This window comes from Vibrio kagoshimensis, assembly GCF_050337535.1.
GTDB lineage: Bacteria > Pseudomonadota > Gammaproteobacteria > Enterobacterales > Vibrionaceae > Vibrio > Vibrio gallaecicus.
The window spans coordinates 223,328-249,476 of sequence record NZ_JAKJSZ010000004.1; the positions used below are offsets into that span (position 1 = coordinate 223,328).

Consider the following 26,149-nt stretch of genomic DNA (forward strand, 5'->3'; position numbering starts at 1 on the left):
GTCCTAAGAATCCTTAAAGAGTGAATAAGTGCCAAGCAAATGACAGCAAAGGAACAGGACAAAGGATCGCAAGCAGAAAGCTGCGAGATTGCGTAAGTAGCGGCTGTGTAGATAACAGCGATAGGAAATGTAGCAATGGATTTTTCATGTAGATCACCTTATACAAGCAGTGGAACGTAGCTGGTCCAGTCCTTGGGGTCATTCACAAATCCATGTGACGGCTTGTATTGGCTAAGCTTCGGCTTAAAACCGGAAGAGAAGTATAAATAGATAAACGAGACTTTCATCACATTTTTTCAGGCAAACGTTCGCGCGATTATTTATTAGGCATAATCATTAAAATTAAAATGAAATCGATATCATTTGTTGTCATTTAAAGGACGACTTTACACCTCACCATCAGATCATAAATAAAAAAAGCCTACGTTATACGTAGGCTTTTTAACGATTTCTTACTTTTATTTAGATAAAAATAGGCGCTTTAATGCTTTGAGTAACATACCTTGATGCCTCATCATAATTCGAGATCTTGGCAACCAATTTGAGCTCCAAAGCACCGTTTTTGCATGAGAGAATGTTTGGAAACCTTCAAATCCATGGTATCGACCAATACCCGATTGACCGACACCACCAAATGGCGCGTCGTCTGCTGATATTTGCAGTAACGTTTCATTAATTCCTACTGAGCCGCTATGCGTTTTATCTAAAATATCACGCTTAATGTTTGGATCATTAGTCATAAGGTACAACGCCAAAGGTCGTGGCCTTTGGTTAATGTATTGAGTGCATTCTTCCAACTTGTCATAAACCATTACCGGCAAGATAGGACCAAAAATCTCTTCTTTCATGGCTAGCATTTGATCTGTTGTTTGAGTCAGTAAGTGAGGCAGCATTAACCGGCTTTTACTAAGTTCATCAGCGGCACTCTCATTCGCCCCCTCGATGGTGATATTTTGTCTATCAATCGTATGTAACTTAGCACCTTGTGCAGTGGCATCTTCAACCATATTCAGCAATCGCTGGTGTTGTCTCTCATTGATGATATGACTAACCCCTTTCACTTTGCTCTTCTTGATGTAGATCTTCTGGAATCGTTTCAAGTACAAATCAACAAACTGGGTCTCTTTCCCTTTCGGCAACATCACATAATCAGGAGCGATGCATATCTGCCCAGCATTTATGGATTTACCAACTAATATCGCATCAACAGCTTTTTTCAGATCGGCATCAGGGGCAATAATAACCGGTGATTTCCCACCAAGCTCTAAAGTGATAGGAGTAAGATTTTCTGCGGCTGCTTTTGCGACTAATTTGCCAACAGCAGTGGAGCCCGTAAATAAAATATGATCAAAAGGCAAAGCACTAAAATGTGATGAAATTTCTGCCTCTCCTTCTACACATTGAATGTGGTCTTCGAATTCAGCCAAAATCTGAGTTAGAACTTTATTGGTGTGAGGGGTATTTTCGCTCAGTTTCACCATCATTCGGTTACCTGAAGCAAGCGCGGTTGCGATAGGGGCAATGCTCAACACAATTGGGAAATTCCATGGCACCATGATCCCTATAACACCGAGAGGCTGATAATGAACTGCGACTTTAGATGGAAGTAGCATTATTCCTGCTGCTCGGCGCTGAGGTTTAGCCCACTTAGGCAACTTTTTAAGCGTGTAATTAATATGGTGAATGGCAGGCATTAAGTCGCAAATGGTCGAGTCAAATTCACTACGATATCCATAATCTTGCTTTAGTGCTTCAACCAATAATGTTTCAGACTCAAGCAAACGAGTTTTTAACGTGTTCAACCGAACCATGCGATCAGTAATTAGGCTATAAGGTTCAGCCTCATACGCTAATTTTAGATTGGAAAATATCTGACGAAGTGCCGGTAAACTTAACTCAGTTGTTTCAGAATATTGAGCATTCATTGGAAGTCCACTTAATGAATATTGACCCTATTCATATAACCTACCTCCGAACCGGCTTCAAATTTCACCTGAGAATTTGTGAAGCCGTATTATGTTTTGAAGCCCAACCATGAATCAAGCTGTTAAAAACATATGACTTTTAAGTACGATCAATATTCTTGCGATAAATGCTCTTACATCACTCGTACAAACTCATACATCCCATCATTCTTAGCTTGCTCTTTAAAAAGCAAAACACCATTGTGAAAAGTTAAGGCTACCCAAAATTCTGAAGATTCGTAATAGTAGGTAAATACGCCATCTCGCCTGTCTTCTATTTGCTTTGGCGTCCCTAAAACTTTCTCAACTGCCGCTATTCTTGTTTGACCATCAATCAATGTACTTAAATCAAACGATTCTGATGCGTCATCATCAATACAACCGACTAACCCACCTAGAAATACACTCAGTAACAGCGCTATAGACACAAGCTTTTTCACAACACACTTCCTTATTTCTGTTTTGCGCATTGTAACTGCGATTAAGCAGTAGAAATGTAACGCCTTGTAAGCAGCATAAATACACTTGGAGAGCTTAGAAAAAGTAGGATTTAGTGAGATGAAAATTACGATGTAGATTTAGAAAATAATAAGCAGGTGTCGCGGGCATTAAAGACTGTTTAGTCTCTAGCTCGCTTTTGGACAGACAGAAATGAGCTTCGGAGAACCAAGTATTAACAAATCACGAATTAGCATAAGTATGGAAAGTCACTAAGCTCACTGTCCAGTATTGATTGTGCACATCACGGTCTTGCTTTTACACAAATCTGACATTGATGAATGCCATAAGCTATCGATATAAACATCAATATATTGTATTATTACATCCGTATTTATACTTATTAGGATTTTCTATGTTGATTCACGAATTTTCGAATAAGGACGTTACCGCTGAGCATGTAATTTTAGCTCAAGCAATACTAGCAGGGACTGCTCAAGGTGATAAAAGTAAAGCACAGCGCTTTATGATTTTTGTAAATGAGATTCCCGATGCGCCGACTGTGCAAAGCCTGATTCCACGCTTTAGTCAATTTATGAAGCGCTTTAAAGCCAGCTAACATTCAGAATACGTTACACAGGGATGTGTAATTAAGATCACCAATTCCCCCCTAACCGCTACCTACTTTTAAACTCTACCTGACCCTATGCTCGCTCTATAACTAGCCATTGTTATCGGAGGACAATAGAGTTTGATCAATTTTAAAAACGTTTCTGGACAACAACGTTTTAGGTTGATAATACAAGGTACTTAGTTCCACTCCAAAGAAGTTATTCCATTTCCGCAAATCACAATCGCCTAGATTTCATTTCTATTGGAACGTTTATTCCGCTAAATTATTCCAAAACCAAACAAGAACCATCGATTATATACATAGGAAGATTATGACTGAATTTGAAAAGATGATGGCTGGTGAAGACTATGATGGCGGCGATCAAGCAATAAATGACATTCGTGATAACACCTCAAGGCTCTTACTTGAACTCAACCAAACCATTGTTGAGTCTCATCGCCAGAAAGTTCTAGTGCAGTTGATGGGAGAAATATCTGCCACTAGCATTATTCGCTCTCCATTTCATTGTGAAATAGGCAAAACCATTTCTATTGGCAAGAGTAGCTTCATCAATATGAATGTCACAATGTTAGATGGAGCAAAGATCATCATTGGAGACAACGTATTAATTGGACCAAATACTCAGCTCTACACAGCAAGTCATTCTTTAAATCACCTAAAGCGCCGTCAGTGGGCAACCATATGCAAACCAATAAGTATCGAAGATGATGTGTGGATTGGTGGGAACGTTGTAATTAACCAAGGGGTTACTATCGGTGCTCGCTCCGTAATTGCAGCGGGCTCAGTTGTGAACACTGATGTTCCTCCAGATTGCTTATATGGTGGTACACCTGCCAAACTAATCCGTCGCATTGATTAAACTGCGTAAGGTAACTCAACGAAAACCAAGGTGCTGTCCTTGGTTTTCTCTTTTGAATTCACGAATTCAGATCATTTATTAATAGGTTAACGTGACACTGACTTGTAAAGGGGCACAGGCTTCTCAGAAGAGAAGAAAAGCCTGTATAGGCGCTACTCAGCATTCAAACCAAGTTTTGCAGCCTAATACTGATTCGCCAGATCTCTTCAAGCTTAAATGGTCTTTTGATGCCGCTGCACTTTCCAGAAGATAGCTTTCTCATGATGACCTACTCTCAATTTTGTTGGTCAAGATGAAGTTCGGCAGTCACATTTAGTAGGGTTCAGGAAGAATTGAAACGGCTATGGACAAAAGTTTCTTAGAGTTTCAACTTAACCTAGCTAAAATCGTTCAATCAAGAAGTCCAGGAACAAACGAAGTCGCTTGGGTTGATACTGGCGGCTCAGGTAAATCACGTTCAAATCTGCGCCCGCAGAAGAGGTCGATGCGTTGAAGTTCTTCATATAGCCATTTAACACCGTCACTAGACGCTGATGTTTGATGTCTTCTTGCACATCGAGAATCGATTTCAACGCAATACCCGCCCCATCTAACGCCCATTGACGAATCACTTCGCCATCATCAGAAAACCGTTTCGGTACGACAGTAACAACATTGTGTTGCTCATCATCTTGAAAGTGCCATGTTTTCAACTCTTCATTGCTGCGAACCATGGCTAAACAATCGTGCTGTACTAAATCTTGTGGCGTGATTGGCGTGCCTTTCTTTGCCAAATACTGAGGAGAAGCACAAAGCACTCGGCGACTAGACGCCAGTTTACGAGAGATAAGATTGCTGTCGGCTAGCTCCCCATATCGGATAACGATATCCAAACCGGAATCAGCCAAGTTGGATAAGTTATCGTTCAAATACAGATAAGGGATCACATCGGGATAGAGCTGACTAAATTCCGACAGTATTGGCGAAATGTATTGCTTACCAATATCACGAGGAGCCGAGATTTTAAGTGTGCCGCGCACTTCTTTGGTGCCAGTTTGGAGTAAGTTTTCCGTCTCTTTTACGCTGTCGATGATTTCCAAGCATGCCTGATGGTACATAGCACCAGAGTCCGTCAGTGAGATATGCCTTGTACTGCGATTAAGTAATTTCACCCCATAACGATCTTCCAGCGACTGTAATCTTGCCGTTACTGTTGCTGGCGATAAGCCGAGTTCTCTACCAGCCGCCGCCAACCCTTGGTTCTTCACTATACTGACAAACAGCGTCATATCCGAAAACTTGTCCACATTCCCTCCTCAAACTTCATTATTCACCTGAACCGAATAATCAATTCAAATATTACCCAATTATCAAATTTCTTCCAACCAATATACTGACCACATCGAAACAAGATTAGAGAAACAAATCATGAAAACAGAGAAAATCGTTTACGTCGTACTGGGTGGCACATCAGGTATTGGTGCAGAGCTTAGCCAACAACTTGCAAGCGACAATGCGGTTGTCCATGTAGCAAGCCGCAAAACAGGGTTGGACATCAGCGATGAACAATCGGTTTACCACTACTTCGAAACCATTGGTGCTTTTGACCACCTGATCGTCACAGCAGGTTCTTATGCTCCGGCAGGCAAAGTGGTGGACGTGGAAGTTTCCCAAGCAAAATACGCTTTTGATACCAAATTTTGGGGCACCATTAACGTGGCTAAACATGGAGCTCGCTACATCAAGAAAGGCGGCTCAATCACGCTAACTTCCGGCATGTTATCGCGCAAAGTTGTTGCTAACACCTACGTAAAAACCGCGATCAACGCTGCCGTTGAAGCAACCACAAAAGTACTGGCGAAAGAATTGGCTCCGATCAGAGTGAATGCGGTCAGCCCAGGTTTGACTAAAACTGACGCGTATCAAGGCATGAACGAAGACGACAGAAATGCCATGTACCAACGCACAAAAAATAGCTTGCCGGTGGGCAAGGTTGGCAAAGCCAGTGATGTTGCAAAAGCTTACCGACTTCTGATTGAAAACAGCTACATGACCGGCGCCGTAATAGATGTCGATGGTGGCGCACTGCTTGGCTAGCAACACACGCTTGGCTAACAGCAAATAAAACTAGGTGCCAGAGCAATAAAAAAACGTGGCACCAATGGGTTCAAACGAAATAAAAAAAGAGACTCCCTCATGAATAAAGAAAAAATGCCGCTGCAGGTATGGATCTTATCACTTGCAGCTTTTGCTATCGGCACCGCAGAATTTGTTATTGCAGGAATCCTTCCTGAAGTCGCCAACTCTTTGTCCATCACGGAAGGGCAAGCGGGTTACCTAATCAGTGCCTACGCACTTGCCATTGTGTTTGGCGGTCCGCTACTTACGATTTACTTAGCGCGCTTTAACAAGAAAGCCGTACTGGCTGGGCTAATGGTGCTGTTTATTCTCGGTAACATATTGTCCGCTTTCGCGCCGAACTACTTTGTATTGATGGTCAGCCGAGTGATCACGGGCTTGGTTCAAGGTCCTTTCTACGGCATCGGTGCCGTGGTAGCAACCAATTTGGTTTCAGAAAAAATGGCAGGTCGTGCGGTCGGACAGATGTTCGCGGGCTTAACGCTGGCTAACGTTTTAGGTGTGCCTGGCGGTACCTGGATTGGCTTGCAATTTGGCTGGCACACCACTTTCTTGGCCGTTGCCGCTTTTGGTTTAGTGGCTCTGTTCTTTATCACTTCAGTGGTCAAATCCACCGGTCATGCCGAAGCAAAAGATATAAAAGCACAGTTGGCCGCGTTCAAAAACCCAATGCTACTTATCAGCTTAGCGATCACCGTATTTGCTTGGTCGGGGTTCATGACTCTGTATGGCTACATCGCCCCTATCGCCATGCACATCACGGGTTTTGGTGAAAGTGCCGTAACTTGGATTCTGGTTATCGTTGGCGTCGGTCTGATTGTTGGTAACACCATGGGTGGTCGTTCATCGGATAAAAACCTACAAAAAGCATCTATGTTCTGGGCTATCGCGATGATTGTGTCACTCGTACTGGTCGGAATCACTGTAGAAAGCAAAGTGCTGTTCATTGCCACCGCCTTTGTATTTGGTATTGCGTCATTCGCTAACGTACCAGCAATGCAACTTCGAGTAATGAACCACAGTGGTGAAGGTCAGGAATTAGCAGCGACGGCAAACATCTCGGCGTTCAACTTAGCTAATGCCTTTGGCGGTTTCTTAGGTGGCATGGTGCTCGATAGCCAAATGGGCGCAGGCATGATCCCTTACTCAGCCAGCATTGTTCCACTGATTGGTTTGCTATTCATCGCCAAGGCGAACCGCAAAGAAAGCAGACAAACCGAGTTAGCGCCAAGTTTCAACAACTAATTTCATCCCTACTGGTAGTCCTGACTTAACGCCTCCCGAACAATCGGGGCTACCCAATACAAATCAATAGGAAAACACTATGAAACTCTACATTTACGAACATTGCCCATTCAGTGCTCGCGTCCGCTATGTTGCTGGCATGCTGAACATCCAACTCGACGTCATCAATATCACTTATGACGATGACAAAACCACAACGGACCTGATTGGAACCAAGCAAGTGCCACTTCTTATCAAAGACAACGATGACGTGATGGCAGAAAGTCTAGAGATCATCGCTTACTTCCTTGAACTGGCAACATCAAGTGAAACAAGCCAACCGTCGCAACCAGTGCTGGATTGGCAAAAAATCGCGTTCCTTCCATTACAAAAAGTGGGTTACCCACGTTGGTCAAACATGGATTTGCCAGAGTTTGCCACTCAGTCTGCACAACAAGCTTGGCGCGCAAAAAAGGAAACTGACGCACTCAATTTTGATGCACTTCTGCAAGACACACCAAACATTGCCAAAGAGGTAGAAGCGCTTATCAAACGTGCGAAAAACGTGTTGAATGTCGATTCCTACCAGCATGTAACTTTGGTAGACGAAGCGATCTTATTTTCTGTTTTGCGCGGGTTTTTCAGTGCCGCAGAAATCCAATGGGACAACACCGTGAAAAATTGGATGGAATCTGTAAGCAACAAAACCCAAGTACCGCTACTTAAATAAGGAACCGATCATGAGCAAACTATTTGAACCAGCCCAGCTGAAACAACTGAATCTACAAAACCGTGTAGTCATGGCACCAATGACCCGAGCACGCACTAGCCAGCCGGGGAATATTCCAAACCAAATGATGGCAACTTACTACAAACAGCGCGCAACCTCAGGCTTGATTATCTCTGAAGCTACCCAGATTTCAGATGATTCGCAGGGTTACTCATTTACACCAGGCGTCTACACTGATGAGCAAGTGGCAGGCTGGAAAGCAGTCACTCAAGCAGCAAAAGAGCAAGGCGCAGCTATGTTTTGTCAGTTGTGGCATGTCGGTCGTGTATCACACCCGACATTCCAAAAAGGCGAACAACCTATTGCCCCATCAGCACTAAAACCAGTAGAAAGCCAAAGTCTAATCATTTTAAGGTGCATTACTATCAACAAGACTAGTGCATGCCGAAAGTTTTGTTGAGCAACTCGATGAAGTTAATACCATCGTTTGTGATCAAGGATGTGCTCCGTTGTTCTGTTAAGTAACGTGACGGAAAAATGGTAATTGCTAAACGAAATTACGGATAAGATATAAACAAAATCAGTATGGACTGGTGTTTATACAACTCAACTATCGTCATTTGGTCGAAATACCTTTGCAAAAATTAGGCATTGTCAATGCTATCTTAAGTAAATACGGCAAGCTAGAATGGAATGATGCCAGCATGTTATCGCTGACATTCGTGCTTATGTGCGTACCGATATATTTCTGAACATGAAATGTTCAGCAAAGATCAACACGCCCTAGTAGACGTAACAATAAATATTTATCAGTCTCTAGCAAACTTTGGAAAAAATCTATGTAGAGCAATCGGTCATATCTGATTGTGAAGCCATTGATGACCATTAAGCGACTTCTTCTTTAAGTGCGTTAGCTATCAACCCTTTCATATGTTGATAATTATCTTCCACAGTCAGTCCTGTCTTGTCAGAGGTGTCAATTTCTACAATAGGCGTATCAAACCATTTAAAAATTGTTTGGTACGCTGTTTCCACAGAGTGCTTTTGGGTAACTTTATCTCCATACCATTGCAACTTTCCACCACGGCGCTCTATTCTGTCATCAATTGTCTTTTTGTCAGCCTTAACAAAGACGATAACATCAGGGAGTAAAATTTTATTTGCTACGTCTAGTGCACCAAACACACCTTTAACCGTATCTTCACCAAGTAGAATGGTCTGATATGCTAGAGTTGAAAATATATACCTGTCTAATATCACACCTTCCGTACTGAGCGTATTGGCAACTTCATTACTCTTCAAAAAGTTGTTTAGCATAAAGAAAAGAAAGGCGCTCTCTTTTGACTCATATGCATCAATGATTTCTTTAAGGTCATCAGCTTCATTAACCACAGCAGCATGCACAACAGTGTTTGTATCTTTGCCATACATTTGGCTCAACGTAGATTTCCCACAGGCGTCTAGCCCTTCAAATACGATAAAATTGTTCATTTTCTGCTTTCCTAGTATGTACTTTGTTTAGTATTTAATTGTGTTAATGGTTATTTATCCAGTGGTCGAACTCAGTATGATTGAAACAATAATAGGGACCAACACGACACGATTTTCTCAAAACCACAATCCTATATTTTCTATTTACCCTGTAACTCATCCAGCGCCTATCTCGCTTAAGCACTTTGGGATACATTCCATTCACGATATCGTTTTTTACGACCCTAACGATCAAGTTCTTCACTTTTGAAATTATTTTTATTGGCGCCTTTGTAACGATTAACTCAACGATGACTTTGTCTTGAACAATGACTTTGTAACGTTCCATTTCACCAACCTCAGGAGTAACGTAAAGCGAACTTTTCAGCATCGAATCCTGTTTCTGCAAGTGCAATCTCAACTGGGGTTGTCAGCAAAGACCGACTCTTGAAATAGCCTTGATCTCCATTACCATTTTGGAAAAAAGATCCATCGGGGCTTAGCATTAGATAAGAATTTGTCATCGAGCTATTGTTCTCAACAGACATAAACTGCGCGACCGACTGATGACGTTCAACAAAGCGCTCAAACTGTTGATCGCTTATGGTCTTGATTTGCTCAAATACAGGAAGTACTCGAAGAACCTTCCATTTATTTGGCTGAAGTTCAGCGATTAAATTTGAGAGGTTCTCTTCTGTATTATATTGATTGATTACAGTATTAATCTTGAGTTCAGTGTTTGGGGAAAGTTGTTTTATTTGTTGAAAAATTGACTTTAATCGTGTGGATGTCAGGTTTTTACCAGAAGGTGTACCTCGCCCAATATTACGCTGGCTGACGCTGTCTTCAGAGTCGTAGCTAATTCCCAACAACTGCAACTTATGAATATGTTCAGCTATGAACTCATCCGTAATTAAATGTCCGTTAGTAATTAAGGAAACGTCGAAACCAAGTACGATTGCATGATCTAAAGCATCAAAAAATCGTTGTTTCAGTAGTAACGGCTCCCCTCCTGCAAAGTTGAGCCTTACACTCTGATACTTAAGCTTTTTCTGAATTGGATTTTGTGATAAGAAATAAGCAGCAAGGTTGTCTAAGACCTGCTTCATATCGTTAAGGTTATGATGCAACTCGTTAGTTTTCTCCCACTTAGCATAGCAATAGTGGCAGTCGTAGTTGCATTTTTCGGTGATGTGGTAATTGATTACTAATTGATGAACTGGTGTCATAACACTACTCCTTTTGGTTACAGGATTAGTGTCAGTTTGTGCAGTGCACAAAAAAGCTTTTTTTATTCAGGAAGACCATTTAGTAGCGATTGGAAACTTTTTGCTTGTTTGTACTCCAAACGAACCTTGCGAACGATCTCTTTTAACATTACATCGTCTTCGACCAAGGAAGGCTCTACTTGGTCTACCAGTTTGACTGTAGTAAATAGGTCTTGCTCTAACCAGCTTAGTAAGATTTTATCTTTCCAAGAAAGTGAGAGCCTCTGTGACCTAAGCAAGTGAAACAGCAACCCTGTGTTTTGATACGCCATATCCATTTGCGGCAAGCGCTGAGAGTCAAATGGACACGCCAAGCGCCGTTCCTGCATATTAAATGAAGTATCTAGAAGCTGATCTAAAAACTGCTGCGCGACGATTGTCAGTTGAGATTTAGCTGCCACAGACTGTGCCTTGAGCAAGATTTCCTCACACAAAATTCCATGAGTAGTACGTGATTTTTGGTCATCAAACATAGCTTTGACAATTTTAGGCTCGTTAAAAAATGCATCTAATACCAACGCGTTAAATAGGCTATTTATCGCTTGGGAATTAAGTCGCTTTTTACCACGTTTACCCATACTCTTATCACTAAAGCCTTCTTCAATCACCGCACTAGGAGGTATAACCTTATTGCGTAGGTAACTGTTTGCCTTGGAACGAAGTGGTTCGCTTCCTTCAACTCCAAACAGCTCTTTTACTGCCTCATTCGTGGTCTTTAGTAACATGTGGCTTTTTCTATTACGTCCGATTCAGAGTAGCCTTGAATTCGCCCTACCGTCGCAATAGCCTGCGCTATCTTAAAAGTCGAATTTATAAAAGAACATCCGTCATTTGTATTAAAAATCGCCCCTAAGCAATAGCCTGCGCGAAAGCTCTCTTCTTTAGAAGTAGAGAAAAAAGCACCCAAACGAGGGTCGTCCTTTTTATTATATAGCTCGACATACTCTTGACATGCCGAAATTAAAAACTCTGCACTACCCGCCTTAGCGTCTGAATGGATAGATCCATGACTGTAAGGAGAGAACAAAATAATAATGCAACCTAAGTATTGGATAGGCTTCATTCTGTTACTCCTTCCATGTTTGTTTCTACAATAGGGCTCTGTGATTGGGTACCAACTACATCTATTCTGTAATAACTATACAAAAGTGTTCCCGCCAATAAAAAGTTCCTCATAATTTCACCCATTGGTAGAGTACTAGTGCTATTAAGATCCAAGTCAAAAGCTAACGTTGAAACCAAGCTGACCGAACAAAAAAGCAGAAGCATATGACCTTGGTGCACAAAGGGGGTCATAATTTTTCGAACCAAAGCGACTTTATTTCTCTTACATAGTTTTATGTAGTAGTAGGTGAATACCAATATGAATACGATCATGGCGGTTTCCATCAAGTCCACCTCGAAGAAGGAAAACGAGTATTCAAATATAGTGAAAGGCATTCCTAGAAAAATTAAGCACCCTAATATGAACATTGTAATTAGCCAAAGCCATTTAAAAAACAGCTTAATTCCTTGCCAAATTTTTGAGGCAATTGTAATTTTGTTTTGCATATAATTAGCCTACGTAGTTAGTTGCATATTTTACGATTAGGTGAAAATATACAACTTACCCTAATTTTCAATAGTTTGAGTTTGGTTTTGCTACGTCACATGGAAAATTAAAACAATTCGCCTCAAGTTCTTCCGTATAGTAACGGACCAATTAAGTCACATCTGCATCAAAAATTATCTGCATCCTTTTTTGACTGAAGTGGCGTAAAAGCGGTCAACTATTGCGTACTAAGGATTGATATCATGGATACAACGAGTCATACCAATCCGTAAAATTAGGTGATAAATCATTTTCCACTGCTCCATTTCTAGCCTTCAAATGGAGGTACGAGGAAAGTATGCTCGTCGAAGCTATTTCCATTTAGTAATGTGAGATCTAAATATCTACGGAACAATGCTCTCGTCCAGTTTACAAAACTCAAAGTCTGGAACGTTTTGGGGCAAAAATGAGTTTGGCATCATCGCCACTATTTGATGGATATAAGAACTATGCTTGCTTTCAGTTTACCCAGATGAACTTAGATATTAACCATCATAATGAGTGCTATACCTTTAGGGATTCATAGCAAATTTTTATTGTTAATGATCAGAATTTATTGGATCTGACAAACTATATTGCCTTCCGGTAGTAAACCAAGAAGAAATACTCTTTGAAGCTTCATACGCATTAATAATGAAGCCGCCACATCAAGTGGCGGCTAAAGTTACAAATTTTAGGGTTGTTAACTATAGCGAAGTAAAGCGAGCGGTGAAATGACGCAGCACTTCCGGCTCATATTCAAAGGTTAAACCCACTAACTCATGAGCTCTGTCTCGAAGCTCAATAATCGCATCCGCAATGTAGTCCATGTGATCGTTGGTATACACTCGGCGCGGAATCGTGAGTCGCATCAACTCTAATTCAGAGGCTTTTTGTTCACCCGTTTCAGGATCTCGCCCGAGCAACAGTGATCCAATTTCCACAGCGCGGATCCCCGCTTCTAAATAAAGTGCATTACACAGTACTTGAGCAGGGAATTGCTCTGCCGGAATATGTGGCAGAATCTTCGCAGCATCCACAAATACTGCGTGTCCACCAGTTGGGTACTGAATTGGAATGCCCGCTTGGTGTAGCCTATCGCCTAAATACTCAACCTGACTAATTCTGTAATGTAAAAAGTCTTCATCTGCCCCTTCATACAAACCTCTCGCCAGTGCTTCCATATCTCGACCTGCCATTCCGCCATAGGTCACGAAACCTTCCATTGGCACACAACGCGTTCTTACTGCTTGGAACAATTCTTGGTGATCTCGAATGCAGCATAAGCCACCAATATTCACCATAGGGTCTTTTTTAGCCGACATCGTCAACATGTCGCCATACTGATACATTTCGCGGATGATCTCTAAAATCGAGCTATTTTTATACGCCTCTTCACGCTGTTTAATAAAGTAAGCATTCTCACAATAACGTGCAGAATCAATCACAACAGGAATATCGTGCTTAGTCGCAATCTCATAAACTGCTCGCATATTCGCCATTGAAACCGGCTGCCCACCAGAGCTGTTACATGTAATGGTAGTAATAATGCCCGCAATGTTATGAGAACCATGTTGTTCTATGGTTGCTTCCAGCTTCTCTAGATCAAAGTTACCTTTCCAGTCATATGGGGTCGTGGTATCAAATGCCTCTTCTGTCACGACATTGATCGCTTTACCGCCATTAAGTTCAATATGGCCGGCTGTGGTGTCAAAGTGGTAGTTCGAAATGAAGACTGGTGTTTCACCGCCACGAACATTTCTCATTCTTTCAATCAAGCACGGAAACAGAATTTGCTCGGCTCCACGCCCTTGGTGAGCGGGCACTGTTAGGTTATAACCAAAGAAGTGTTTAACGGCGTCACATAGGTTGTAATAGTTACGGCTGCCTGCGTAAGACTCATCTCCCATCATGATCCCTGCCCATTGATTGTCACTCATGGCGCCGGTACCGGAATCCGTCAATAGATCAATATAGACATCATCACTGCGTAATAAGAAAGGGTTGAGCCCTGCTTCTGCTAATGCAATTTCGCGATCAGCAAGTGTGGTCATTTTAATTGGTTCTACCATTTTGATGCGAAAAGGTTCTGGAATGCGTTTCATCTTAATTTCCTTTAGATAGATCTAAGCCGCCTGAGTTCAGGCATAGTGAATTAATTTATTGCTTAATTTTTCTAGTGGCGAAATTCAATTCGAGTTAAATGATGAAAACTATTAACTCATTGAAATAGCGCTATAAGTGCGGGTGCACTAAGGAAATTAATCTGTGGCTTTACTGAGTAACGAGAGGCAGTAGTCAAGGTTATACCAAGGTGACAACACTAACGTGCTGTCGAGCTGATCTAATTGGCTCATAGCGTTATCCTCCTCCTTGATGAATGATTCTGATATTAACAATAACCGTGAAAGCACATTATGCGGTTCGAAACCAATCTAACTGCTACTCACTTATTAACTTATTAACTTATTAACTTATTAACTTATTAACTTATTAACTTACTATAGCTGAATTCCATGATGCATGACTGTGACACATGGCTATTTTATGGTCGCTGTCTTCTTAAGTAGCTATCTCCCAATAGTAAATGCCTACTCAAGCAAACACCGACTTTTCATCCAAATACGACTTGTCTTTATAGTGCCTTGCAAACTGTCATCGACACTCTATCTGTCGATAAATCAAAGCAGTATTGCGCATGTTTTCTAAGGCATGAGAAAACAACTTTGTCTAACTTATTACTGCTAACTAAATCAGACATTATCGCCATGGTTTGTTCAAGACTCATTCCATCACGGTATGGTCGCGACTGGCTCAAGGCTTGAAACACGTCCACTACCGCAACAATTCGGCTTGGCTGATCCAACTGCTCAGCAGTTTTTCCTAATGGGTAGCCTGACCCATCTAAACGTTCATGATGGTTAGATGCCCACTCACAAATTTGTGGCGAGTGAAACAGCTCTTGCAGTGAAAAGCGCGTATCAGTAGCGTGCCGTTTAATGCAACAAAACTCTTCATCGGTAAGAGAACCTGGCTTATGCAGTACATCTCTTGGCGTTTGTAGTTTTCCAATATCATGAACTAAGCCAGCCAAATACAACTTTCTCTGAGTTGTTTGCGAATACCCAAGTTTCTTGGCGAGGTATTCCGTTAACTGCCCCACCTTTAATGAATGCTGGAAAGTAAATGCGCTTTTTGCGTCTACCAGCTTTGCAATAAACTCACCAAATGCAATGGTCTCATCAAGCGTCATTTTTTGAGAAAAGAATGGAACGGCTGAAAACTTACTGCTCATAATCTCAATGTATGAAATATCCATCGAAAACCAAAAGTCATCATTATCGACCAATTCACACATGTGCTGAACTAAATTACTCTCAAACAATGTGCCTGCAGAATCGGTTAAACATTCAATAATGCTCGCTTTACCTGCCGGCGTGAGATTACCAAAGCGATCTGAGGATGTTTCACCATATAGATAGTCTACTCGATCAGCTAACATGATAATTGCAGCTAACTCTTTCTCAAGCATACCCATTGGTAAAAATTGCAGCTCTTCCCATGCTGTATGATGATATAAAACGGGTTTGGCAAAGATAGAAAGTACTGGGCATTCTTTTAATATTTCGTGCCCTTTTTGACAATGATGGTGGGTGCCCTCTGGCACTAAGCTCGTCAACAAACTTCGATGTTCATCCATCTGGGTAATGCCACAGTCATGAATCAACCCAAGCGAAAATGCCAACTGTGCTTGTTCTTCTTCCCAACCAACACTTTGTGCGCATCGATAAGCAATATAGCCCACTCTTTGCCCATGATTTTTACTTTCAAACCCCACATTATCCAGTGCTCTCGCAATGCCTAGTAGTGCCCGCCTTAAATCTACAGTCACTTCTTCGCAACACAAATCCATTTCTTCAACCTAGTTTTTAACGCTTTATATATGACACACGAATACTAATCCAAAATAGGTATAAATAGACATATAAATACTAAGGTTTTTATCATTTAGTGATATTGGTTGCGTATAACGTGATCTACGTGCCACAAAATAGGGTTAAGTTTTCCTGTACAGCACCAATGAGCAACATTAATCTGTTTTATACGCAACTAATTTTCCATAAGGATAGCTATGTTTAAAATTGATATTGATGAGGAACTCTCCATTGCTTTAGTCCAAGAAAGCTTCGCTCCCCTTTATGCTGAAATATCTCAATCTCAAAATGAGTATTTAGCACAATGGCTTGCGTGGCCGCCTCATTGTCAAAGCGAACAAGATTTCAGAATATTCGTACAACGTAGCTTAAATGATTATGCCGAGGGAAAAAGCATGACTTGCGCCATTGTTTTAAATGGAAAACTAGTCGGGAACTGCAGTTTCAACAGCATTAACCACGACACTAAAAAAGCTACAATTGGATACTGGGTGTCTCAAGCAGAACAAGGAAAAGGTATTATTACCCGAGTTGTGCAAAAACTTATTGATATTGGGTTTAATGAACTTGATATGGAGAAGATTGAAATTTCCGCGGCAGTGGGCAATATACCTAGCCGTAAAGTGTGCGAACGATTAGGGTTTGAACTGGAAGGGATCATTACTCGTAATGAGAACTTAAATGGTCGGGTCATTGATCATGCTATATATGGGCTATTACGTATTAATAGTAAATACAGCTAACCCACCTCATCAAGGTATTGTGAAGACGAGCTCTGAAAGCGATTAACTAAACCAATCAAACACAAAACATTAAAAAATAAGGGCAACATATGTTGCCCTTATTAATATCTGTAGAAATATTTATAGCACCCCTCCTAATGAAAGGTAGTGGCATCATTCAATAGGAAGGTACCCATTGTAGTTTGAGGTATTAGAATCCGAAATAGGCTGTGAGCTCGAAATAGACAGGGAGCTTGAAATAGACAAGGAGTTCGACTTAGGCATTGAAATAATGAACTTTGCACCACCATGATTGCTGCCTTGAATCCTAATTTCCCAGCCAAGTTTTTTTGCCGCAGAGTTAGCAATCGCTAAACCTAAACCAAACCCACCTGTTTTTGAGGTTCGGCTTTGATCCAAACGAGAAAACGGCAGCAGTACTTCATTTCGTTTTTCAACAGGGATGCCTTTCCCGTTATCTTCAATCGATATTAACCAATTCTCTGAATTTTCATCCAAGGTAACCCACACCTTATCTTTGGTATAATTCCCTGCATTCTTCAGAATATTATCTAATACTAAACGAGCCATCGTGCAGTCACATTTAGTTTTAATACCATGAAGTAATAGAGACTCAAATTCTACATTCGAGAGCTTTGAATAACGTACTCTTTCTAAACAATATTCAGATAAATCTGTATTGATTTTTACTAGCTCAAAGAATGAATCATCCGCGACATTAAGCTTAGAAAGCATAATGATATCTGATGTCAGCTCGTTAATATCATCAATATAATTATCAATATCATCAAATAGAACTTGGTGCTTTTCGGGGGCTTCACGCCTTAATAAGTCGGCAGCCAATTGAATTCGGCTAAGTGGGGTTCGCACTTCGTGGGGAATAGCCTGTGCAAATATGTGGCTTTGCTTAACCTTGCTTTCTATTTCCTCAGCCATAGAGTTGAAGCTACTTGCAAGATCAGAAATAGGGTGAAGTTCTTTTGTGTTAGAGCGAGTGCTGAGTTTTCCTTTCCCAAACTGTTCTTGCTTAGCAACCAGTAACTCTATGCGCTCTTGTAAGCGACGAATAGGTAAATAAATACTGGCTCCAATAGCAAACACGACCGCAATTAATAGCGCCAGTAGAAAGTGTCGCTCAGAGTCTTCATACCATTCAATGTCAGGGCTGAAAAACTCTTCGATTTCGCTGAATACGAAACTGTACTTAGAATTAGGAAGAGGGAAAACGGCAGAGTAGAGGTTAGTGTCCGTCAGGTAAACGGGAATAGTATTTAACGTGGTATGGAGTTCGCAATTGCGACATGGAGGCTCCCCATCCCAATTTTCAATTAACCTTAAGTTAAAAATATAAAACTGCTGGTACCCCGTTCTATCCAGTTCCCCATACAATGATTTCGGCTGATTATGTTGATTAACATACTGCTCTGCAAAGTAACTGCCATCATTCAGAAAGGTTTCTATTTCTGACCTTCTCATATGCCCATCACCGAGTGTGATGAACAGGAAGATAGTAGAAACTAAGCCAACAACAATCCCAATATATAAACGAGCAAACATTGAAGTGTTCTTCAGCTTCTTCGGTATAAAGCTAAGCAACAAGCATATACCCCTTATTTCTAACCGTTCTTATCCATTGTTTTTCGTTGGCGTGAATACGAAGTTTTTTGCGTAAACCAGACACCCGCATATCGATTGAGCGGTCATTGAATGAGTAGTCGATACCACGGAAAAGCTGACAGCACTGATCTCTCGTAACAACTTCACTCATGTTTGTGACTAACAAATTTAGAATATCGAATTCAGCAGATGTGAGTTTTAGATTTTGACCATTTAAATATGCAGACTGATCACCAACATCGATGAAAATTCCGTTTGGGTTAGGAACATTTTCTTGGCTTTCAATAGAGTGGCTAGTGGAAGAAGGCGAATTGTTAGCGGCTAAAGAAGCACGACGCAGCAAAGCCTCAATTCTAGCTAATAAGGCATGACCTCGAATAGGCTTAGTCACATAATCATCAGCACCAAACTTAAACAGGCTGACTTCACTGACTTCATCTTCAGATGCCGTCAAAACTAAAATGATACCGTGATAAAACTCTCGCGCTTGGCGACATATTTGAGTACCACTCATACCTGGTAACATCAAATCAAGTAATACGAGATCCGGTTCAAAACTGCGTATCTTGTCTAGTGCGAGGTTACCATCATGAACAGCGCTCACAACGTAACCCTCGGCTTCTAAATAAAGAGTAGTTAAGCGGGCTATTTCTAGATCATCTTCTACAATGAGTACTTTAGCTTTAAACATCAATATCATCCGTATTTATAAATGCGGGCGTATTATATATGCCATACTGATTCATTCAACAGTGTGATGCTTGTCATTGTTTTACCGTATGACAATTAATTTGCATCAATAATGTACACCTAGTTTTACATAGTTGTTTGCATATAACACTTTGGGATTCACGGATGTATTGCCCTAACTCGATTCATGGCAAGTTACCTCACTCATCATCGCTTTCTGCTCCAATGAAACGAGCGTTACACTTTAATAGTGTAATAAATGTAACGCTGAATAAGTCAAAGGTGTCAGACAATAAAACGGTTTAGTACATGGTCCTGCTCCAATATTTTACTTTGTTGGTTATCGAGTGACTTACTCGCATTTTCCGCAATATTTGTAGCATCAGTAGACAACTCTTTAATTCGAAGCGTATTCCCATTGATTTCTTCGGACACTAAACTCTGTTCTTCAGCCGCAGAAGCTATTTGAATACTGACTTCGGTAATTCTATCTATTTCTTGTTTAATTTCTTCAAGTACCAACTCCGCTAACTTCGCTTTGCTTACGGCATCTGTCGTTGATTGCTTACTTTGGTCCATAGCACTAGAAACCGTTCGCGCTCCACTTTGTAAGTGCTCAATCAAACTTCCGATTTCAGAAGTAGAATCCTGCGTACGCTGGGCTAACGTCCTAACTTCATCGGCTACTACAGCAAAACCACGACCAGAATCACCAGCTCTTGCTGCTTCTATCGCTGCATTTAATGCCAACAAGTTCGTTTGACTAGCAATATCGTTGATAACATTTAGTACGGTTTCAATGTTTGCTGTCGCAGCTTCTAGGTTTTGCATTTCTATCAAAGCTTGCTCAATCTGTGAAGCAAGAAAATCAATCGAGGTTCCAGTTTCACTCATTGCATTTGAACCTCTCTCCGTTGCATCTCCTGCGTCTTTGGCTGCTGATGCAGCACCTTGGGCATTATTGGCCACTTCAGATGCAGTAACGGACATCTCATTCATCGCCGAAGCTAACTGCTCAAGTTCCTGAAGTTGCTGGTTCATCGTTCCAACTGACTTTTTAGATCCCGCCACCGTGACTTCTGTTACTTCCAATATCTCCTGGCCTAACTGTTTAGATTCGATAATCTGGGTTTGAATTTTGTCTGCAAATGCGTTGAAACCCTCTGCTAATGTTACGAATTCACGGTCTGTATTTGTATCAAGTCGTTTTGTTAAATCTCCCTCACCAGAGGCAACATTTTCGATGGCATCATTTAAAATATGAATTGGTCTAATCAAGTATTTAATCAACAGACTTAAGATAACTACACTGACTAATGCTGCTACCAAACCATAAAGTAGAGAGGTATTACGCATTTTGTAGACACTCTGATACGCTTTTTCTTCATCAACAATCGCCCCAATTAACCAATTTTGCCCCGGAATTTCGGCTATACGAATTTGGTATAATCTTTCGTTTAATTCTATTTTTTGATCTTTCAAATGAAGGTTAATATCCGGTATATAGCTCGTTACCTCTTCTCCATTTTTTGATGTATCAGGGTGAGCAATAGTGATCCCTTTATCTGTCATAATGAAAAAATCACTCGCGTTAAATAGGTGTACCTCACCGACCAAATCAGACAAACCACTCAGATCGACATCAAAAAACATTGATCCAACAAATTGTTTATTTTGAAATACTGGGGTACCGATTGAGATGACAGTTGTCCTTGTAGAAACATCGATATACGGCTCTGTAACGATCAATTGCTGTTTTGATGCACTTTGTTGATACCAAGGACGAGTTCTCGGATCGTAATCAGAGCCAGCCTGCCAGTTATCATCATTCTCGACAAACGACCCACTTCTTTCTTCACCAAAACCTACGGCAATAAAGTTCTCTTTTAAGATAGAGGTTTCAATAACATTCTGGACTTCTTGAAGCGTATCACCGTAATACTGAACAGTTTCAGTAGTGAAGCGAGCTAAGTTTTTTTTACTTTGCAGTTCTAGAGCAATGACATTTGTCATTTCTTTTACCATTTGGTTTAGACTTGTATGCTCTATGACTTCTAGCTCTTTTCGTACCGTGTAAGCTTGCATGGCAGTAAGTAAAGCGATGGAAGAAAGCAGCAGTAATGACGATGCAAGCAATATTTTTTGACTAAATTTCAATTTCTAATTCTCTGTGTAAACGGATTTAGCCCATTTCGAAATTGATCTTCCTTGCAGTCTCGATATGAACAGTAGAGTCATGCACTCAATATTCTGCAACTGAGAAAATTAGAGCATTACTTAGGATTCGACTTAAACCTAAGCTAATTATCTATGACCGTTATAGCGAGGTAATCAGTATTTTTACGGTAAATAAATGCTGACTAATTACCCTGTCAGTAAGCTGCTATGTTCATTTTCATCGGGTGATTCGACACCAAAGATTTATTAAATATCGCCTATTAAATAAAGTTACTTTTGATAGCTCCTTATAACGTCTATGTATTGACGTATCGTCTAGCTCTTTACCTTGTGTAAACAATCTGTATTGACCGTATTTGGTCAGAAATCTTTCATAAACAATATTCTCAGAGTCAACCACCTCTTTTTTCACCAACGACAGTAAAAACCTGAATAATAATGGCGATTTACGCGAAGAATAATAAACAACCAATTTCTTCATCATGATGAGAATAAGCAAAACACAGGCAACAGCCACCAACAACTCATGAAGATAAGCCTTAACCCATGATCCTAACGTGTACTTTATTCTGTAGTTAGCTGAATCCAATTTTAGGCTTTTTATCTCCTGATTTTCAGGCTCCCAAACAAAGAGAACGACTTCTGGCAAGGTAAACTCTCCGGCTTCTTTTACAACGTAGGTTATCGCTTCTACTTTTGTAGTTTTATTCACCCCACGAATACGCGTCTCATTAATTTGAGAAGATTGAACGAAGCACTTCACATAATCAGTTGTATAAGGAAAATCATCGCAATTCACTAGTTCCGGTAAAAGCATCGAGTTCGTGTTACTCGCGGTTAAAGTGATGGTTCTTGATATCGAGTCACCAACATTAATGTGTAATTGTTCTCTATCTTCACTTCTACTGACCACCGTTATTTGTTGTGAAACATCCACATTATCAGCAGTCAACCAAAGGTGCGGTTCAAACATAAAAGCGCTCTGCTTATTCGCACTAAATCGAATGGGCTCAGTCTGAATAAAGCCACTTACATTGCTATTTTTTTCCTTATTGTTTTTATTTTCATGGGCATTTTTACCGCTACTCCCGCTGATGTTTTTGATTTCTAGCTCAATGGTGATACTTGGAATTAAAAACTCGCCGCTTTGTAATGGATAAACCACAACCTCCCATATTTGCTGGGAATAAGTCTTCCCATTTAAACGTTTAGTTGAGTTTATAGAATGAAGTTGGTTAGAAAGAACCACTGCATTATCAACTTCAAATCGATGTATGTGAGTTCCTTTGGTGAACCAAGTGTCAGACAGTATTTCAATATTAACTGTCACTTGTTCATGAACAGAAAAAGCGCGACTGTAGTTATTGCTATGTGTACTATTTCCACCGTGAGCATCATCCACCCACGCATTAACCTGAAGACTTCCTCGATGAGATAAGTCGCTAATTTCCATGCTGAAGCTATTGCTCGTCACTAATAACAGCAAAAGCAGACAGGATGATAATAGAGTTCTGCATGTAAAGTTAGTGCTCACTTTCAAACTCCTTACTTATCCCTATGCCCGCCTCGAATTGAATGTAAAACTTGGAAGTTAAAAAATCAGAGAGATCACTTTGCACCGCTCTCATCCATTTATCATTTGCTGATGCGTTTGATAATATTTGCTCAGCAGTAAGTACTTCTTTGATTAGCAGCTTTGATTCTACTTCTTGCTCAAGCCCTTCTGACGTTTGAGGTTTATCCCCTAAATCTCGACTACTTTGCTGCTCATTATTATTGGCTTGGCTCTTGGTGAATTGGTCGATGTCCTTAATGATTTTTTCCACAATTATTAGGTTAGTTTTGGCTGCAATACTGCTGGGGTATACCTCTAGCAACGAGATATAAAAACGCTTAGCCGCTAAATACTCTTTTTGATGAGTCAATGACGCCGCGACACCCAACTGAGAGTGAAGATCATCATTTCTCATGAAGTACTGTTGAGCAATTTCGTATTCACCAGCTTGAAAATAGGCTGTCGCTTTCCATTGGTCATTATCGAATAACTCGGCGGAAAGCTTGTATTCACCTTGTTGATAATAATACTGACCCTGCTGATCTTTGGTTAACCACAGATCGACAAAAGACCACTCACTTGCGGTGACATTTGGTGAATAGAATGAAAAGCTACTTAAACATAAAATAATTCCCCAATGAACGAGCCACCCTTTGCGGAACCACATTAGATAAACAACTAAGATGAACCACACAAGTGAATACCCAGAATCAAACCAAGGCTCAGACGAACCCATATTCATTTTAGCATTTTGGGTAATAATGCGTTCAAGCCTACCGACATCATTATTAGCTGGTGAAAACTGGACATAATCACCATTTACCGACTCACTTAAGCTCTCCAACTTTCCACTTTGTAGAGGGAAATTAGAAGGACGATCAGGGTGACCGATTCCATAAGTTAATAATCGATGAGGTCGGTGCTTAAAATATTGAGTGTAAGAAGTAATTGATTGTTGATTTAAAGCATCTGTCACTAGCATAACGGTTGCTGAGTCGCTTAAACTTAATAGTCTCTCAATCACTGGCACGGTATATTCCGCAAACTTACCTTGCCTTGGCATTATCTCTGGCTTAATTGACTCTAATAGCGGTTTGAAAATTGCTATATCTTGTGTAAAAGGCATCGCGACATGTGCACTCCCTGAATATACGATTAACGCTGTTTCTCCAGAGTTTCTTGCTTCTATCGTCTCCAAGATTTTTTGTTTTGCCATGATCAATCGGCTTGGTGCAACGTCTGTTTGATTCATCGTATCAGACACATCCAGCACCACGACCAATTGAGAGTTGTCTTCTCCAAATAACGAAGATTGGCGATACCAACTTGGACCTGCAGCAACGAAAATGGCAGCAAGACCAATCACAAAAAGTAGTTTTTTGGGTAACTGCTTTCCCCAAGAAGGTTGCTCTACCCGCATCGCTTTCGCTAGATGTGTCGGTAACGCTTTTAACCACTGTTGTCCACTAGCTTCACGCTTCGAATGGATCAGCAAAAGCCCAATAAAAGGCACAATTAATAAAAGCCACTCAACTCGAAGAAAATGAAACTCAGAAAGAAATATAGGTACAGTCATTTGATTTCCTCCCCTATATTGGGACACTGTCTCGTTCTAAATAAGCTCACAGCCATGAACAAAAGATGGTGCAATACAAGCAAGATTACTGGCACAAAATGTAGGCTAACTTTGGGTTGAAAGGTAAAACTCTTGTAAACCGTAGGCTCTAAGTCTGCAATCACTTGATAAACCAATTGAAGTTCTTGGTATGACATCGCTAAAAATGACTGACCACCAGTGATGCTGGCAATACTGTTTAGCGTTTCAACTTCCAAAGCTTGTTCACCTGCAGTATTAGGGTTACCCATCGCTATGGTATGAATCCTAATGTTGTTTGCCGCAGCAACTTTAGCCGCGTCTATAGGAGGAACAAGGCTGTTGGTATCATTTCCATCGGTGAGGACAATCATCACTCTTTGCTTGTCATTTTCCCTAGTATCTTTGCCATCTCTACTCTTACCTTTATTTTTGTCTTTATTACCCTCGCTATTATCAATAGCTTCCTCTGAAAGGTAAGTTTTAATCCCCAGACCTATTGCGTCCCCTAGGTGAGTACTTGGTCCAGCCATTGCAACTTGGCTTTCTTTCAATAAAGACAACCAAGCTTTATGGTCAGCTGTAAATGGCGATTGCATGTACGCAAAATCACCAAAAACAATTAACCCTAGCCGATCTCCCTTACGCTGTTCACTGAACTCACTCAAAACTTGCTTCGCAGCTTGTAACCTTGATTCTTCAACACCATTCACACTATAGAAATCGGTGGTCGACATAGAACCCGACAAATCAACCAGTACCATCAAGTCTCGTCCGTCTAAATTTCTAGTTTCTTCGTCACCTAGCCATACTGGTTTTGCTGCTGAAATAACTAACAGTATCCAACCGAAGACCAATGAAAATCGTTGCCAGCGCCCAGGTTTTATATCTGAACTTCCGTTATTCACATTTAGCTGCAGGTCTTCGACCAATCGCGTAAAAAATGGAACACGAATGGCGACTCTTTGAGTCTCATATTGAGGTGCAAGGAGGTAGATAAAAAGAGGAATCGGCAATAAAGCAAATACCCACGAATATTCAAACTCCATAAGCAGCATCTCGCTTGTGGCACTTGATCCATTCAATCGTGTCACTTTTCACTTGGGTAAGCTCAGTGCTCGTCCATACTCGAGCCGAATTAGGTCGATAAATCGACTTTTGCCAATGTTCGTGAACCTCTGAAACAAAAAGAGAGTCTTGCGAAGTTATAGATAAAAAACGAAGCCATTCTTTACCTGTAAGGTGGGCAATATTGTGATTAGGGAATGCATAACATGCCGTGTTTTTCAGCACATTGTTTAGGCTGCGTAATTCAGTGGCAGCATCGCCTGTAAAACATGCTTGAGCCCATAATTCATCACGTTGTTGCACAAAAGATAATGCTTTTTTTCGATAACGTTCCTCTTTATATTTTTTAATAAATCGAATACCAAGCCATGCCAAACCAAGGCCGATAACGACAAACAGAGCTTTCCAACCAAAAGTTTGAGGATAAAAGGCGATGCTGATTGGGAGTTCTGGATCAACAAAGTTTTTTAGTAGAATATTATTGGATGGCATCA

The 26,149-nt window shown here is 40.8% G+C and carries 23 protein-coding genes and 4 pseudogenes; 8 read left to right on the forward strand and 19 right to left on the reverse strand.

Annotated elements, in window-relative coordinates; all coding sequences use genetic code 11:
- Positions 1 to 13 precede the first annotated feature (13 nt).
- From L4C37_RS04525 to L4C37_RS04535, 3 genes are all read right to left on the reverse strand, one after another.
- The gene (locus L4C37_RS04525) at positions 14 to 148 is read right to left on the reverse strand and encodes a hypothetical protein (protein WP_257217114.1); all 135 of its coding nucleotides are present in this window, start codon (positions 146 to 148) and stop codon (positions 14 to 16) included.
- Between the two features lie 310 nt (positions 149 to 458).
- Positions 459 to 1,925 carry a coniferyl aldehyde dehydrogenase gene (locus tag L4C37_RS04530; protein WP_429767998.1) on the reverse strand — a complete coding sequence of 489 codons (1,467 nt, stop codon included), beginning with the start codon at positions 1,923 to 1,925 and terminating at the stop codon, positions 459 to 461.
- A gap of 173 nt (positions 1,926 to 2,098) precedes the next feature.
- On the reverse strand, positions 2,099 to 2,404 hold the full coding sequence (locus tag L4C37_RS04535) for a hypothetical protein (RefSeq protein WP_137373686.1): 306 nt from the start codon (positions 2,402 to 2,404) through the stop codon (positions 2,099 to 2,101).
- Between the two features lie 413 nt (positions 2,405 to 2,817).
- Here L4C37_RS04535 and L4C37_RS04540 point away from each other — a divergent pair, with 413 nt between their 5' ends.
- Complete coding sequence (locus tag L4C37_RS04540; RefSeq protein WP_171735609.1) at positions 2,818 to 3,021, forward strand: pyrophosphatase; 204 nt, start codon at positions 2,818 to 2,820, stop codon at positions 3,019 to 3,021.
- A 325-nt stretch (positions 3,022 to 3,346) separates the two neighbouring features.
- Positions 3,347 to 3,895, forward strand: a complete 549-nt coding sequence (locus L4C37_RS04545; RefSeq protein WP_429767999.1) for a sugar O-acetyltransferase — start codon at positions 3,347 to 3,349, stop codon at positions 3,893 to 3,895.
- 175 nt (positions 3,896 to 4,070) lie between these two features.
- Here the strand turns inward: L4C37_RS04545 and L4C37_RS04550 are convergent.
- Both L4C37_RS04550 and L4C37_RS04555 read right to left on the reverse strand, forming a co-directional pair.
- Positions 4,071 to 4,157: pseudogene (locus L4C37_RS04550) on the reverse strand (integrase); the annotation flags it as partial.
- Positions 4,158 to 4,275: 118 nt separating this feature from the next.
- Positions 4,276 to 5,181, reverse strand: a complete 906-nt coding sequence (locus L4C37_RS04555; protein ID WP_137373683.1) for a LysR family transcriptional regulator — start codon at positions 5,179 to 5,181, stop codon at positions 4,276 to 4,278.
- Positions 5,182 to 5,302: 121 nt separating this feature from the next.
- Here L4C37_RS04555 and L4C37_RS04560 point away from each other — a divergent pair, with 121 nt between their 5' ends.
- The 5 genes and pseudogenes from L4C37_RS04560 to L4C37_RS04580 form a co-directional block, all read left to right on the forward strand.
- Complete coding sequence (locus L4C37_RS04560; RefSeq protein WP_273296213.1) at positions 5,303 to 5,971, forward strand: SDR family oxidoreductase; 669 nt, start codon at positions 5,303 to 5,305, stop codon at positions 5,969 to 5,971.
- Positions 5,972 to 6,070: 99 nt separating this feature from the next.
- The gene (locus L4C37_RS04565) at positions 6,071 to 7,258 is read left to right on the forward strand and encodes an MFS transporter (protein ID WP_429768000.1); all 1,188 of its coding nucleotides are present in this window, start codon (positions 6,071 to 6,073) and stop codon (positions 7,256 to 7,258) included.
- A gap of 79 nt (positions 7,259 to 7,337) precedes the next feature.
- On the forward strand, positions 7,338 to 7,967 hold the full coding sequence (locus tag L4C37_RS04570; protein ID WP_429768001.1) for a GrxB family glutaredoxin: 630 nt from the start codon (positions 7,338 to 7,340) through the stop codon (positions 7,965 to 7,967).
- Between the two features lie 10 nt (positions 7,968 to 7,977).
- Positions 7,978 to 8,364: pseudogene (locus L4C37_RS04575) on the forward strand (oxidoreductase); the annotation flags it as partial.
- A gap of 37 nt (positions 8,365 to 8,401) precedes the next feature.
- Positions 8,402 to 8,719: pseudogene (locus L4C37_RS04580) on the forward strand (IS5/IS1182 family transposase); the annotation flags it as partial.
- Between the two features lie 133 nt (positions 8,720 to 8,852).
- Here L4C37_RS04580 and L4C37_RS04585 read toward each other — a convergent pair.
- The 7 genes from L4C37_RS04585 to L4C37_RS04615 form a co-directional block, all read right to left on the reverse strand.
- Positions 8,853 to 9,458, reverse strand: coding sequence for a deoxynucleoside kinase (locus L4C37_RS04585; protein ID WP_429768002.1), 606 nt, complete (start codon positions 9,456 to 9,458; stop codon positions 8,853 to 8,855).
- 43 nt (positions 9,459 to 9,501) lie between these two features.
- The gene (locus tag L4C37_RS04590) at positions 9,502 to 9,828 is read right to left on the reverse strand and encodes a ParE family toxin-like protein (RefSeq protein ID WP_429768003.1); all 327 of its coding nucleotides are present in this window, start codon (positions 9,826 to 9,828) and stop codon (positions 9,502 to 9,504) included.
- Positions 9,797 to 10,666 (reverse strand): viperin family antiviral radical SAM protein, encoded by an 870-nt coding sequence (locus tag L4C37_RS04595; RefSeq protein ID WP_429768004.1) that lies wholly within the window; start codon positions 10,664 to 10,666, stop codon positions 9,797 to 9,799. The genes L4C37_RS04590 and L4C37_RS04595 overlap by 32 nt, the downstream gene beginning before the upstream one ends.
- Before the next feature lie 62 nt (positions 10,667 to 10,728).
- Positions 10,729 to 11,430 (reverse strand): hypothetical protein, encoded by a 702-nt coding sequence (locus L4C37_RS04600; protein ID WP_429768005.1) that lies wholly within the window; start codon positions 11,428 to 11,430, stop codon positions 10,729 to 10,731.
- Complete coding sequence (locus L4C37_RS04605) at positions 11,421 to 11,768, reverse strand: hypothetical protein (protein ID WP_429768006.1); 348 nt, start codon at positions 11,766 to 11,768, stop codon at positions 11,421 to 11,423. The genes L4C37_RS04600 and L4C37_RS04605 overlap by 10 nt, the downstream gene beginning before the upstream one ends.
- Positions 11,769 to 12,982: 1,214 nt before the next feature.
- Positions 12,983 to 14,380: a tryptophanase gene (locus L4C37_RS04610; RefSeq protein WP_137373677.1), complete on the reverse strand. Its 1,398-nt coding sequence runs from the start codon at positions 14,378 to 14,380 to the stop codon at positions 12,983 to 12,985.
- A gap of 530 nt (positions 14,381 to 14,910) precedes the next feature.
- A complete protein-coding gene (locus tag L4C37_RS04615; protein WP_137373676.1) occupies positions 14,911 to 16,188 on the reverse strand; it encodes an HD-GYP domain-containing protein in 1,278 nt (425 codons plus the stop codon).
- A 219-nt stretch (positions 16,189 to 16,407) separates the two neighbouring features.
- Here L4C37_RS04615 and L4C37_RS04620 point away from each other — a divergent pair, with 219 nt between their 5' ends.
- Positions 16,408 to 16,953, forward strand: a complete 546-nt coding sequence (locus L4C37_RS04620) for a GNAT family N-acetyltransferase (protein WP_137373675.1) — start codon at positions 16,408 to 16,410, stop codon at positions 16,951 to 16,953.
- A gap of 255 nt (positions 16,954 to 17,208) precedes the next feature.
- Here the strand turns inward: L4C37_RS04620 and L4C37_RS04625 are convergent.
- From L4C37_RS04625 to L4C37_RS04655, 7 genes and pseudogenes are all read right to left on the reverse strand, one after another.
- A pseudogene (locus L4C37_RS04625) lies at positions 17,209 to 18,510 on the reverse strand (sensor histidine kinase); the annotation flags it as partial.
- Positions 18,511 to 18,541: 31 nt separating this feature from the next.
- Entirely contained in the window at positions 18,542 to 19,261 is a 720-nt protein-coding gene (locus tag L4C37_RS04630; protein ID WP_429768007.1) for a response regulator transcription factor, read from the reverse strand.
- Positions 19,262 to 19,545: 284 nt separating this feature from the next.
- Positions 19,546 to 21,417, reverse strand: a complete 1,872-nt coding sequence (locus L4C37_RS04635; protein WP_429768008.1) for a methyl-accepting chemotaxis protein — start codon at positions 21,415 to 21,417, stop codon at positions 19,546 to 19,548.
- A gap of 238 nt (positions 21,418 to 21,655) precedes the next feature.
- Entirely contained in the window at positions 21,656 to 22,891 is a 1,236-nt protein-coding gene (locus tag L4C37_RS04640) for a BatD family protein (RefSeq protein WP_429768009.1), read from the reverse strand.
- A 70-nt stretch (positions 22,892 to 22,961) separates the two neighbouring features.
- Positions 22,962 to 24,569 carry a vWA domain-containing protein gene (locus tag L4C37_RS04645; protein WP_429768010.1) on the reverse strand — a complete coding sequence of 536 codons (1,608 nt, stop codon included), beginning with the start codon at positions 24,567 to 24,569 and terminating at the stop codon, positions 22,962 to 22,964.
- The gene (locus tag L4C37_RS04650) at positions 24,566 to 25,672 is read right to left on the reverse strand and encodes a VWA domain-containing protein (RefSeq protein WP_429768011.1); all 1,107 of its coding nucleotides are present in this window, start codon (positions 25,670 to 25,672) and stop codon (positions 24,566 to 24,568) included. The genes L4C37_RS04645 and L4C37_RS04650 overlap by 4 nt, the downstream gene beginning before the upstream one ends.
- Positions 25,626 to 26,147 (reverse strand): DUF4381 domain-containing protein, encoded by a 522-nt coding sequence (locus L4C37_RS04655; RefSeq protein ID WP_429768012.1) that lies wholly within the window; start codon positions 26,145 to 26,147, stop codon positions 25,626 to 25,628. The genes L4C37_RS04650 and L4C37_RS04655 overlap by 47 nt, the downstream gene beginning before the upstream one ends.
- Between the last annotated feature and the right edge of the window lie 2 nt (positions 26,148 to 26,149).